Origin of the sequence: Tsuneonella aeria, from assembly GCF_009827495.1 — a bacterium.
Taxonomy (GTDB): domain Bacteria; phylum Pseudomonadota; class Alphaproteobacteria; order Sphingomonadales; family Sphingomonadaceae; genus Tsuneonella; species Tsuneonella aeria.
In genome coordinates this window covers 2,082,468-2,094,076 of record NZ_WTZA01000001.1, presented here as the reverse complement: position 1 = coordinate 2,094,076, position 11,609 = coordinate 2,082,468, and the positions used below count along the sequence as shown (strand labels likewise).

General features: G+C 66.2%; 13 protein-coding genes. 6 read left to right on the top strand and 7 right to left on the bottom strand.

All coding sequences use genetic code 11. The features are described 5' to 3' along the window. Nucleotides 1–99: 99 nt before the first annotated feature. Together GRI40_RS10280 and GRI40_RS10275 are read left to right on the top strand one after the other, a co-directional pair. Nucleotides 100–1,251, top strand: coding sequence for an OmpA family protein (locus GRI40_RS10280; RefSeq protein WP_160611231.1), 1,152 nt, complete (start codon nucleotides 100–102; stop codon nucleotides 1,249–1,251). Nucleotides 1,252–1,345: 94 nt separating this feature from the next. Continuing rightward, nucleotides 1,346–1,876, top strand: a complete 531-nt coding sequence (locus GRI40_RS10275; RefSeq protein WP_160611230.1) for a superoxide dismutase family protein — start codon at nucleotides 1,346–1,348, stop codon at nucleotides 1,874–1,876. A 66-nt stretch (nucleotides 1,877–1,942) separates the two neighbouring features. Here the strand turns inward: GRI40_RS10275 and GRI40_RS10270 are convergent, their stop codons facing one another. The 7 genes from GRI40_RS10270 to GRI40_RS14040 all read right to left on the bottom strand — a co-directional run bounded on the left by GRI40_RS10270 (nucleotide 1,943) and on the right by GRI40_RS14040 (nucleotide 8,763). Further along, on the bottom strand, nucleotides 1,943–3,556 hold the full coding sequence (locus GRI40_RS10270) for a spinster family MFS transporter (protein ID WP_202390182.1): 1,614 nt from the start codon (nucleotides 3,554–3,556) through the stop codon (nucleotides 1,943–1,945). Next, on the bottom strand, nucleotides 3,546–4,226 hold the full coding sequence (gene queC / locus GRI40_RS10265) for a 7-cyano-7-deazaguanine synthase QueC (protein WP_337190537.1): 681 nt from the start codon (nucleotides 4,224–4,226) through the stop codon (nucleotides 3,546–3,548). The genes GRI40_RS10270 and queC overlap by 11 nt, the downstream gene beginning before the upstream one ends. A gap of 56 nt (nucleotides 4,227–4,282) precedes the next feature. Beyond that, nucleotides 4,283–4,702 (bottom strand): hypothetical protein, encoded by a 420-nt coding sequence (locus GRI40_RS10260; protein WP_237489038.1) that lies wholly within the window; start codon nucleotides 4,700–4,702, stop codon nucleotides 4,283–4,285. Between the two features lie 100 nt (nucleotides 4,703–4,802). Continuing rightward, entirely contained in the window at nucleotides 4,803–5,693 is an 891-nt protein-coding gene (gene hslO, locus GRI40_RS10255) for an Hsp33 family molecular chaperone HslO (RefSeq protein WP_160611228.1), read from the bottom strand. Nucleotides 5,694–5,730: 37 nt separating this feature from the next. Further along, nucleotides 5,731–6,663 (bottom strand): ornithine carbamoyltransferase, encoded by a 933-nt coding sequence (argF, locus tag GRI40_RS10250; RefSeq protein WP_160611227.1) that lies wholly within the window; start codon nucleotides 6,661–6,663, stop codon nucleotides 5,731–5,733. Continuing rightward, the gene (locus tag GRI40_RS10245; RefSeq protein ID WP_160611226.1) at nucleotides 6,660–7,850 is read right to left on the bottom strand and encodes an aspartate aminotransferase family protein; all 1,191 of its coding nucleotides are present in this window, start codon (nucleotides 7,848–7,850) and stop codon (nucleotides 6,660–6,662) included. Before GRI40_RS10245 ends, argF begins: the two co-directional genes overlap by 4 nt. Before the next feature lie 130 nt (nucleotides 7,851–7,980). Continuing rightward, nucleotides 7,981–8,763, bottom strand: coding sequence for a cold-shock protein (locus GRI40_RS14040; RefSeq protein WP_160611544.1), 783 nt, complete (start codon nucleotides 8,761–8,763; stop codon nucleotides 7,981–7,983). Between the two features lie 254 nt (nucleotides 8,764–9,017). Between GRI40_RS14040 and GRI40_RS10235 the strand changes: the two genes are divergently transcribed. From GRI40_RS10235 to GRI40_RS10220, 4 genes are read left to right on the top strand one after another with little or no spacing between them, the layout of a single operon-like run. Next, a complete protein-coding gene (locus tag GRI40_RS10235; RefSeq protein ID WP_160611225.1) occupies nucleotides 9,018–9,818 on the top strand; it encodes a TerC family protein in 801 nt (266 codons plus the stop codon). Next, nucleotides 9,815–10,249 (top strand): TIGR01244 family sulfur transferase, encoded by a 435-nt coding sequence (locus GRI40_RS10230; RefSeq protein ID WP_160611224.1) that lies wholly within the window; start codon nucleotides 9,815–9,817, stop codon nucleotides 10,247–10,249. The genes GRI40_RS10235 and GRI40_RS10230 overlap by 4 nt, the downstream gene beginning before the upstream one ends. Nucleotides 10,250–10,259: 10 nt before the next feature. Continuing rightward, the gene (locus tag GRI40_RS10225) at nucleotides 10,260–10,655 is read left to right on the top strand and encodes a hypothetical protein (protein ID WP_160611223.1); all 396 of its coding nucleotides are present in this window, start codon (nucleotides 10,260–10,262) and stop codon (nucleotides 10,653–10,655) included. A gap of 8 nt (nucleotides 10,656–10,663) precedes the next feature. Next, the gene (locus GRI40_RS10220) at nucleotides 10,664–11,587 is read left to right on the top strand and encodes a sterol desaturase family protein (protein ID WP_160611222.1); all 924 of its coding nucleotides are present in this window, start codon (nucleotides 10,664–10,666) and stop codon (nucleotides 11,585–11,587) included. Nucleotides 11,588–11,609 lie beyond the last annotated feature (22 nt).

Sequence of the window (11,609 nt, the reverse complement as noted above, 5' to 3'; positions counted from 1 at the left end):
AACAGTTTGTCGGCAATGGTCGCTTGCCACTAGGGTAGGGAAAAGTTAGAAATCGGGCTGCTCGATGGCTCAAAAATTCGCAAAAAGGGGAATTACATAATGCGGAAACTCGTCATTGGCTTGGCGATGGCATCGACTGCCATTGCGTCGCCAGCACTCGCACGCGACGGCGCGTGGTATGTCGAACTCGACGGCGGTCCGATGATCGTCGAAGACATCGAATTCGACCTGCCCGGCGCTTCGAACGCCGTCTCTGTCGACCACAAGAAGGGTTTCGACTTCGGTGGTGTGGTCGGTTACGACTTCGGCTTCCTCCGCCTTGAAGCGGAAGGCAGCTACCGTGAAGCCGACATCGACCAGCTGAACGTCGGCACCGCTGGCGTCATCACCTCGGGCAACCGTATTGCCCGCGGCGTGACTGCCAACGCCGATGGCGACAGCAGCGTCCTCAGCTTCATGATCAACGCGCTCGCCGACTTCGGTCCGGACGATGGCCTGCAGGGCTTCGTCGGCGGTGGTGCCGGTGTTGCCCGCACCAAGTTCGACGGCGTCTCGATCGATCGCAGCGGTCCCGACTGGCTCGACGATTCGGACAGCGGCTTCGCATGGCAGATCCTGGCGGGCGTTCGCGCTCCGTTGACGGACAACATCGACGTCGGCCTGAAGTATCGCTTCTTCAACACCGCCGAACTCGACATGGTCGACAGCTCGGGCCGCGACGTGAACGCCAAGTGGCGCTCGCACTCGCTGCTGGGCACGATCGGCTTCAACTTCGGTGGCGCGCCGATCGCCCTGCAGACCTGCTGGGACGGCACGCAGATCCCAATGGACCAGGTGTGCCCGGCACAGCCCGCGCCGCCGCCGCCCCCGCCGCCGCCGCCGCCCGTCGTGGCTCCGGTCTGCAACAAGGGCCCGTACATCGTGTTCTTCGAATGGGATCGTTCGGACATCACGCCTGAAGCAGCGACCATCCTCAACAGCGCCGTGTCGGCTTACGCCAACTGCGGCAGCGCGGCGGTCATGCTGGCCGGCCACGCGGACCGTTCGGGTTCGAACCAGTACAACGTCGGCCTCTCCCAGCGCCGTGCGGACGCGGTTCGCGCCTACATGTCGGCTCGCGGTGTTGCGGACTCGCAGATCTCGACCGAAGCCTTCGGCGAAACCCAGCCGCGCGTTCCGACCGCGGACGGTGTGCGCGAACTTCAGAACCGCCGGGTGGAAATCACCTACGGTCCGGGTTCGGGCATGTAAGCCAGGGCGAAAGCTCGAAAATGTCAGGGGGGCCGGAGAAATCCGGCCCCTCTTTCGTTGTGTCGATGTTATTCCGGCAACCTGGAGATCATCGATGAACTACCGCCACCTGACCGCCGCCTGCACCGCCGCGCTAGCGCTGGCCGGTTGCAGCACCGTCGCCGACCTCCCGGCGGAGCGTATCGGTTCGGCTACGTTGCTGCTCGCGAACGGGCAGCCCGCCGGGACCGTGCAGATCCTGCGCGCCGGGAACGTGACCACGATGGCGGTCGCGGTGACGGGGGTATCACCGGGCGTCCACGGCATCCATCTTCACACGACGGGCGCCTGCAAGGCGCCGGATTTCACCTCGGCCGGGGGCCATCTCAACCCCACCGGTCGCACACACGGGTCGCTGTCGGCCGGCGGCAAGCACGCCGGCGACCTGCCCAACATCACCGTGGGGGCCGGCGGCAGCGGGACGCTCAACGCAGACCTCACAGGATCGCCCGAGGACGTCCGGGGATGGCTCTTCGACACGGACGGGACGGCGGTCGTCCTTCACGCCGATCCGGACGACTACCGCACCGACCCCTCTGGCAATTCCGGCGCGCGGATCGCGTGCGGCGTCCTCCGCGCAAGCTGACCCATCAATGCGACCGAAGGGGCCGGCAGCGCTGTGCGCGGCTGGCCCCGGCGGCACCCCCGCTCTTTAAGGTCGGCCCGGCGCGCGCGCGGCCTCTGCCCGCTCCGCCAGGGTCGCCTCCGCCTGGGGCACCGACCGCCAGGCATAGGCTAGCAGAGCGACGGCGATCGGCGTCACCGCGATAAGCGAGACGATGCCCGTCCGCAGGTCACCGACCGGCCTGCCGTCGACGATCGTCCCCGCCCAGTCCGATATCTGGCCGACGATGTAGGGCCCGAACGACAGGCCGATAAGCGTCGTGCCGAGGAAGAACGCCGCCGTCGCGGTGCCGCGCATCCGCGGCAGCACCAGGTCCTGCGTCGTCGCCGCCGCCGCGCCCAGCGCGGTCGCGCCGAACATCCCGGCGAGGAAATTCATCGTGTAGAACAGGAAGGCGTTTTCGGTCGTGTAGCCGATCCAGATCGGGATCACCGGCGCCAGCACCCCGAACAGGATCACCAGCACCCGCCCGGCGGGATAGCGCGCCCGCAACGCATCGGCAACGCGGCCTCCCAGGATCACCCCCAGGAACCCGCTGACCGCGCCGTTCGCCCCGAGCACGAAGGCGAGTTCAGCCTTCGGCAGGCCCAGAACAGTCTCGGCATACGGTGCCGACCAGAACGCCAACGCATAGGCAACCAGCGACACCAGGCCGTAACCCAGCGTCGTCGCGATAAAGGCAGGGGTTCCCCAGATCAGGCGATATGTCGCCGGGTCCTGCGCGCGGAGGGCGGTGGCCCAGGAGAAGACGGCGTAGTAGCCCAGCGCCACGGCCGACCACTGCGGCACGTTATCCGTAACCCCGATCATCCCGATGGCCACCGCAACCATCGCGGCCCCGACGGCCAGGTTGATCGCCAGCGCGCCCCAGCCGCGGCGAAACGCGCCGATGACGGTGAAAGGCGGAACGATGGTGGACAGATCGTACACCAGATTGCGGAACGGCCTGGGCGAGGAGGTGGCGGGCGCCGAATCCATCGCGCCGCGCACCGGTTCACGCAAGGTCGCGACCCACAATGCAACGAGCAGGCCGGGGATGCCGACCGCCAGGAATGCAGCCTGCCACCCGACGAGGTTCAGCGGTCCTCCGCCCGGGTAGGCGGCGTTCCAGCTTTCCTTGATCAGCGCGCCGATGAACAGCGATATCCCGCCGCCGATGTAGAGGCCCGAGGAATAGATCGCGATCGCGGTCGCCCGCTGGCGCTTGGGGAAGTAGTCCGAGATCAGTGAGTAGGCAGTGGGGCTGGCGGTCGCTTCGCCTACGCCCACGCCCATCCGCGCCAGCGAAAGCGAAAGCTGGTCCCGCGCAAAGCCCGACAACGCGGTCATCGTGGACCACAGCGCCAGGCCGATCGCAAGGAGCCGCACGCGGGTCCAGTTATCGGCCAGCCGGCCAAGCGGAATGCCGAACAGGGCATAGAACACCGCGAAGGCGGCGCCGCCCAGGAAGCCCATGTCGCTGTCTGTCAGGCCTAGATCGGCCTTGATATCGACGGCCAGGATGCTCACGATCTGGCGGTCGATAAAGTTCAGGATGTAGACGATCACCAGCACGGTGAGGACGTACCAGCTGTATCCTGTCGCCCGCGGTTCCGCCCCATTCTCGGCGACGGTTGCCCCGGTCACGTCGTCATCCTGCATATATTGTCCCGTCCAAGAGTCCGGCTTCGGCAAAGCCCTTCTGCCGCAACCGGCAACTGTCGCATGTTCCGCAGGCCCGTTCTCCCACGGGATCGTAGCATGACCATGACGCGGCGGGATCGAGCCCCAGCCGGTCCGCCTCGCGCGCGATGTCGGCCTTGGTCATCATCTGCAGCGGTGCATGGATGCGGAACGGGCGGCCCGAAACGCCGTCGCGCGTGCCCAGCCGGGCCGTCTCCGCAAAGCTGGCGATGAATTCCGGCCTGCAATCGGGGTAGCCCGAATAGTCGAGCGCGTTGACTCCGATGAAGATGTCGTGCGCCCCGCTCGCCTCCGCAAACGCGACCGTCAGGGCGAGGAATACGAGGTTGCGCGCCGGGACGTAAGTCACGGGAATGTCGGCCCCGACGCCGTCCTTGGGCACGTCGATATCGGCCGTCAGCGCGGAACCGCCGAACTGGCGCAAATCGAGCGGCATGATGACATGCTGCGCCGCGCTCACCATGGCGGCGACCGCCTTGGCGGACTGCAGTTCGCGACGATGGCGCTGTCCGTAATCGATCGTCAGCGCGTGAACCGCGAACCCCATCTCGCGCGCGATACCCGCGGCGACCATCGAATCGAGCCCTCCGGACAGGAGGACGATGGCAGGGTCTTCGTCGCCGGGCACGGGGCTGCGCTACCCGCAACCCGCGCCGCGCACAACTGTTCAGGAATGGGCGCAGTTCAGCGGCAGGCGCCGGTGCGCCGCGCTTCCGCCGTCAGCGCGAAAGGCTGTCCGTCGGCGATGCCCTGGCTTTCGATCTGCACAAGCGCAGGCGTCTCACGCCTAATGCTGGTGCGGCCATAGCCGTTGCCGCGGCACGTGTACTGCACAGTCACCATGCCGGGTGCGTCTTCCACCACGAAGCGGCTGCAGGCGCCGGCGCCGCCGTGCTTGAGCTGGATGAACTCGCGCCCCGTGCGCACGCACAGCCGCGTCGCCGCGCTGCCTTCACGGTAACGAATGTCCCATTGTCCCGTCTGCAACGTGCCCAGCATCGCCATCGACGGCGATTGCGCCGCCGCGGGGGCGAGCAGCAGGGTGCCGGCGACAGCCGCGGCCATGGCACGCGCCGGATTCACGAACGATATGATCTTGCGCATTCCTTCAAAAACTCCGCGTGCGCCCGCCAATCTCGTCCACGAGCTGCTTTACCATACAGCGGCTATTGCGACAAAGCGTTCCGCGGGAGAGACAGTGCGATCATATATCGATGACGAACTGCCTCGAGCAGAACTCGCAATTGACGATGATCGCGCCCTCATCATTGCGCATCGCCGCTCGCTCCTCTTCGGGAAATCGGGAAATGACCGCGCGATAATGGTCCGCAGAGCACCGGCATCCCCGGCTCACCGCGGCGCCGGCCTGCACCCGCACTTCCTCCTCTTCATGGAACAACCGCCAGATCAGCGCCTCCAGCGACAGGTCGGGATCGACCAGCTCGCCGTAGCGCGTGCTTCCTGCGAGCGCTGCGATATGCTCCCATTCCGGATGATCCAGTCGCGCGTGGAGGCGTTCGCGCCCCTCCTCGCCGTCGGGCATGTGCTGCACGAGCAGACCCCCCGCGGTCACGCTCTCGCCGCTTGCCCGCACGCCTACCCGGATGAGGGTCGGCAACTGCTCGGACTGGCTGAAGTACCGCTCGCACGCGGCCGCCAGCGTCTCCCCTTCCACGGGAACGATCCCCTGATACCGCCCGCCATCCGCCAGATCGAACGTGATCGCGAGATACCCGTTGCCGAAGAGCGCGTAGAGCGAGGGATTGGCACCCAGGGCCGCCAGTCGATCGGCATCGAAATCGACATAGCCGCGCAGCTTGCCGCCCTGCCAGTCGCACACCAGCAGGCGCACCACCCCGCCTTCGGTCTGCGCCTGCATGGTAAGCTGCCCTTCCTCGTCCTTCAGAAGGCTGCCCATGAGGGAGGCGAGCACCAGCGCCTCGGCCAAAAGATGCGTGATCGCCGGCGGATAGGCATGTGCGGCCAAGATCTCCCCCAGCGCGCCGTCGAGGCGAACCGCGCGGCCACGCGCGTGCCGCGAAGGGATAGTGAAGCCCAGGATCCGATCGGCGAATGTTTCGTCTGTGGTTTCCATCCGCGGCGATATGGGGTCGCGGGGGCCGCGCGCTAGGTCACAACAGGCCGAAGCACCACAGAAGTACGGACTTTTGCGCGTGAATGCGGTTCTCGGCCTCGTCGAAGACGACCGATTGCGCGCCTTCGAAGACATCTTCCGTCACTTCCTCGCCGACGTGAGCCGGGAGGCAGTGGAGGAACCGCGCATCCGGCCGGGCGCGCGCGATCAAGCCAGCGTCGACCTGGAACGGCGCCATGGCCGTGAGCTTGTCCTCCGCGTGGTCCTGGCCCATCGACACCCAGGTATCGGTGACCACGATATCGGCACCGTCGACGGCGGCAGCCGCATCGGCTGTCACCGTGACGCGCGAACCGGCATCGCGCGCCATCGCGATGAACGCGTCGTGCGGTTCGTAGCCCTGCGGCGTGCCCACCCGCACGTTGAAGCCCATCAGCGCAGAGGCTTCCAGGATCGAATGCAGCACGTTGTTGCCATCCCCCAGCCATGCGAGCTCCAGGCCGCGCAGCGACTTGCCCTGTTCCTCGATCGTCATCAGGTCGGCGACGATCTGGCAGGGATGGGATCGGTCGGTCAGTCCGTTGATGACGGGGACCGTGGCATGATGCGCCAGCTCCTCGACCTTGGCGTGATCGTCGGTGCGGATCATGATCCCGTCCACCATGCGGCTGAGCACCCGCGCCGTATCCGCCAGCGATTCCCCGCGTCCGAGCTGCATCGACCCGGCGTCCATCACCATGGCGCTGCCGCCGAGCTGGCGCATGGCCATGTCGAAGCTGACACGCGTGCGGGTGGAGTTCTTCTCGAAGATCGTCGCCAGCACGCACCCGGCCAGTGGCGCGTCGGCATCGGGCCGGCCCTTCGGCCAGCCTTGACGGGCACGCTTGCGCGCATGTGCGTCGGCCAGCATCGTCCGCAGGGCGTCACTCCCCGCGTCCGACAAGTCGAGGAAGTGGCGCACACCCGTCATGCGGCGGAGGGCGGCCGGTAATCAGCCGCACCTGCGGACAGCCGGTCGAAGAATTCGTCGAACTCGGCGTCGCCCGCCACCAGCGGCGGAAGCACTCGCAGGGTATTGTCGCCGGCTGCCACCGTCAGCAACTGATGATTGTCGCGCAGGTGAACGTAGAACGGGCGGCTTTCGCCATGCATGCGCAGCCCCAGCATCAGGCCCTTGCCCCGCACGCTTTCGAAGAGATCGGCATAATTGCCGATGAACTGCTCGAGCCGGCTGCGCAGCCGCTCCCCCTTCTCGCGCACTTCGGCCAGGAATTCGTCGGTCGCGACGGCGTCGAGCACCGCTTCGCCCGCAGCCATCGCCAGGGGATTGCCGCCATACGTCGATCCGTGGCTGCCGAAGACCATTCCGCGGGCGGCCTTTTCCGTCGCGAGACACGCGCCGAGCGGGAAGCCGCCGCCGATGCCCTTGGCGCTGGCGAGGATGTCGGGTTCGATGCCGTAATGTTCGTAGGCGTACAGGCGGCCGGTCCGCGCGACCCCGCACTGCACTTCGTCGAACACCAGCATCAGGTCATTTTCGTCCGCCAGTTGGCGCAAGCCCCGCAGGAAATCGTCGGAGGCGGGCCGGATGCCCCCTTCACCCTGAATTGGCTCCACCAGGAACCCGGCGGTGTTCGGGCCCATCAGGGCTTTCGCGCTCTCGAGGTCGTCGAACTCGGCATATTTGAAGCCGGCCAGCAGGGGCATGAAGCCCTTGTGCATCTTGTCCTGATTGCTGGCGCTGATGGTCGCCATCGTCCGCCCGTGGAAGGCGTTGCGGAACGTAATCAGTTCATAGCGATCGTCATTGCCGGCATGCTGGTGATAGGACCGCGCTGTCTTGATCGCGCATTCCACCGCCTCCGCGCCGGAATTGGTGAAGAATACGGTATCCGCGAATGTCAGGTCGACCAGGCGCTGGGCCAGCCGCTCACCCTGCGGGCTGCCATAAAGGTTTGAAACATGCATCAGCGTCGCTGCCTGCTGCTGGATCGCGCTGATCAGGCCGGCGTGGCTGTGACCCAGGAGGTTGACCGCGATGCCGCTGGCGAAATCGAGATAGCGCGTGCCGTCCTCGTCGATCAGGTGGCAATGTTCGCCGCGCACGGGGCGCACGCCGCTCCGGGGATAGACGGGCATGAGCGGGGTGATCGACATGGGTATTCCTTCGCGAACGGAGTGTTGCGGGTGGGGGACCGAAACGACGAATGGCGGCCCTTGGCAGGCCGCCATTCGCGCCGTTTGGATGCGTGCGGGCACCGGCCCCGAGGCCGGCCCCGCCGACGAATCAGCCCTGTACGGGCACCAGGTTGACCGCCGAGTGCTTGCCTCGTCGATCGACCTCGAGGTCGAATTCGTACTTCTCGCCCTCGTAGAGAGACGACAGGCCCGAACGCTCGACCGCGCTGATATGCACGAACGCGTCCGGCTGGCCATCGTCGCGAACGAGAAAGCCGAAACCCTTCATGGCGTTGAAGAACTTGACCGTCCCGGTCGCCTTCTCGCCCGTCAGTTCGCGCCGCGGTGCGTCGGAGAAGCCGCCACGGTCGCCGCGGTCGGAGCGTTCACCCCCACCGGTGACCGGCACGACATCGCCGATGATCTGGAGATCCTGCGCGGACACCTTGCCCCCGCGGTCGACCAGGTTGAACGCAAGTTCCTGGCCTTCGCCGAGCCCGGCAAGACCCGCGCGTTCGACAGCGCTGATGTGGACGAACACGTCCTCCCCGCCGCCTTCCTGCGCAATGAAACCGAAGCCCTTCTGCCCGTTGAAGAACTTGACCGTTCCCTTGCCGGCACCCACGACTTGCGGGGGCATGCGGTTGAAGCCGCCACCGCCGCCGCCCGCAGGACGGCCACCGCCGAACCCGCCGCCGCCACGGTTACCGCCGCCGAAGCCGCCGCCACCGTAACCACCGCCGCCGCCAAAGCCGCCCCGGTCTCCTCCACCGAAGCCGCCGCGATCGCCGCCGAAGTCACCGCCGCCACCGCCGAAGGGATCGAAACCGCCTTCTTCACCGAAACCGTCGCGCTTGTCCCGGCCCCGCCGCCGCCCTCTATCGTAACCCATGCTCTGAAACGTACCTTCGTATGCCATGCCGCCCAATTGCGTTTCCCGGGCGCGCGGGCGGTGCGCGCCGGGCCGGGAAAGCCGTGCGAAGACAAGCATCCCCAGTTGATCACCCAATGTCATAGCGCAAGAACAGCGCCCGCGCGAACACTTTAACAGTTCTTCGCGTGCACCGATAATATCGGACAAGATTTTTGGCCCTGGCCCCTGCAAACGGGCTTGCCCAAGGCGCCGCCCGCAGGCATTTCGCAGCGATGGATTATGTCGCGCTATTGTCGGACCCGGCCACCTGGCTCGCACTTCTCACCCTCGTCGCGCTGGAGGTCGTTCTCGGGATCGACAACCTGATCTTCATCGCGATCCTGTCGAACAAGCTTCCCGAACACCAGCAGACCAGAGCGCGGCGAATCGGCCTGTCGCTGGCGCTGATCATGCGCATCGGCCTGCTGATGCTGATTGGCTGGCTGGTGACCCTTACCCAGCCGATCTTCGATCTCGGCATCACCGGCGCACCTAACGAGTACGGCGTCCCGACATTCGAGACCGAGTTTTCCGGACGCGACCTGATCCTGCTGGCGGGCGGCCTGTTCCTGCTGTGGAAGGCGACGAAGGAAATCCACCATTCGATGGAGCCGGCGGACAATTCCGGTGCCTTGCTCGACAAGACGCCGGGCGTCGCTAAGGCGGCGACCGCCACGTTCGGCGCGGTGATCGCGCAAATCATCGCCATCGACCTCGTCTTCTCGGTCGATTCGATCCTGACCGCGGTGGGCATGACCGATGTCGTGCCGATCATGGTCGCCGCGGTGATCATCACCGTGGCCATCATGATGGTCGCCGCCGACCCGCTGGCCCGCTTTATCGAGCACAACCCCACCCTGGTGATGCTGGCGCTGGCATTCCTGGTGATGATCGGCCTGGTGCTGATCGCCGACGGTTTCGGCTTCCATGTCCCCAAGGGCTACATCTACGCGGCCATGGGCTTCTCGGTCGGCGTCGAAAGCCTCAATATCTATCAGCGCCGGCGCCACGCCCGCAAGGTGGAAGCACAGTGAGCAAGTTCCGCCGCCTTTCCGACACGATGTTGGCTAGCCCCCAGCTTACGCTGGCCGATCTCGATGCCGCAAAGGCGGCCGGGGTGACACTCGTGGTCAACAATCGCCCCGACGGGGAAAGCGACGATCAGACGCCCGGCACCACGATCGAGGGGCGGGCCCGCGCGCTCGGCATGGACTATGTCGCCATTCCGGTGACCCACGCAGGGTTCAGCCACCCGCAAGTGTCTGCGCTGGCCGACGCTCTGGAGAGCGCGAACGGCACGGTGCTCGCCTATTGCAAGTCGGGCACGCGATCGACCTTGCTGTGGGCGTTGGCCCTCGCCAGCAAGGGCGAGGATCCCGACACGCTGACCGATGCGGCCGCGGCCGCCGGTTACGACGTGTCGCCGGTGCGCCCGGCGATGGACGCGCTCGCCGCACAGGCGTGAACGCGGCGCGGTGACGGGCGAATTGATCCAGTTCGCCGGATCGCTGGCGGCAATCGCGGCGCTGGCCTTCATCGCCCTGAAGCTCGGCTTGGGCGGCGACCGGCGCATCCGCGACGAGGAGGACCTGCGCGAGCTTGCCGAGGAAGCGCTGTGCGGCTTCGATCCAGTGGAGGTCGCCATCGACCGCGCAGGCCTCGCCGCCATCGCCCGGGACGCAGGCGGGCGTATCATGCTCCTCCGCCGCCACGGGGCCCACTTCGCAGCACGCCTGCTGTCCCCGCCGGTTCGCAACCGACTGGACGGTGCGGCGCTGGTGGTCGAATCGGGTGAACGATTGTTCGGGCCCGTAAGGCTCGATCTCGGCGACGATGCGCGCACTTGGGCAGCGCGGCTGCAACAGCTATAAGGGCCGGGATGCCCGACTTCTCGCCCGTCGATTATGCCGTTCCCGGCTTCGTCCTGCTCGTCCTTATCGAGATGGTCTGGGCGCGCCGCCTGCGGCGCGAGGCGTACGAGCCGCGCGATACGCTCACCAGCCTTGCGTTCGGGCTGGGGAGCACGGTCGCCGGCCTGTTAACCGGCGGCGTGTTCCTGGCGCTGTTTCTGTGGACCTGGCAATTCCGGCTGTTCGACATCGGCTGGCAGTGGTGGGCCTGGGCGCTGTGCTTTGTGCTCGACGATCTTGCCTATTACTGGATCCACCGTTTCGGACACCGCGTCCGGTGGTTCTGGGCGAGCCACGTCAATCACCATTCCAGCCAGCACTACAACCTCAGCACCGCGTTGCGGCAGACGTGGACGGGGTTTCTCACCCTGGGCTTCGCGTTCAAGCTCCCGCTGGTATTGTTGGGATTCCACCCGGTGATGATCGCCGTGTGCGGCGGCTTCAACCTCATCTACCAGTTCTGGATCCATACGGAGGCGATCGGGAAGATGCCCCGCTGGTTCGAGGCGATCATGAATACGCCGAGCCACCACCGGGTCCACCACGCCACGAACCCGCGCTATCTCGACCGCAATTATGCCGGGGTCTTCATTGTGTGGGACAAGATGTTCGGTACTTTCGAACCGGAGCGCGATGACGAGCGCATCCGCTATGGCATCGTAAGGCAACTCGGCACGTTCAACCTGCTGTATTCCGTGTTTCACGAATGGATCGGTATCGTGCAGGACGTGCGCCGCGCCCCCTGGAAGTACAAGCTCGGTTACTTGTGGCGCGAACCGGGCTGGAGCCACGACGGCAGCCGCGAGACGAGCGGCGCCATCCGCGCACGGTGGGAAAGCCGCCGACAGGTTGCACCCGAAAACCCGATTGCGGAGCAGCGCGAGGCTGCCTAACCTCCTCTTCGGGAAGAGAGGG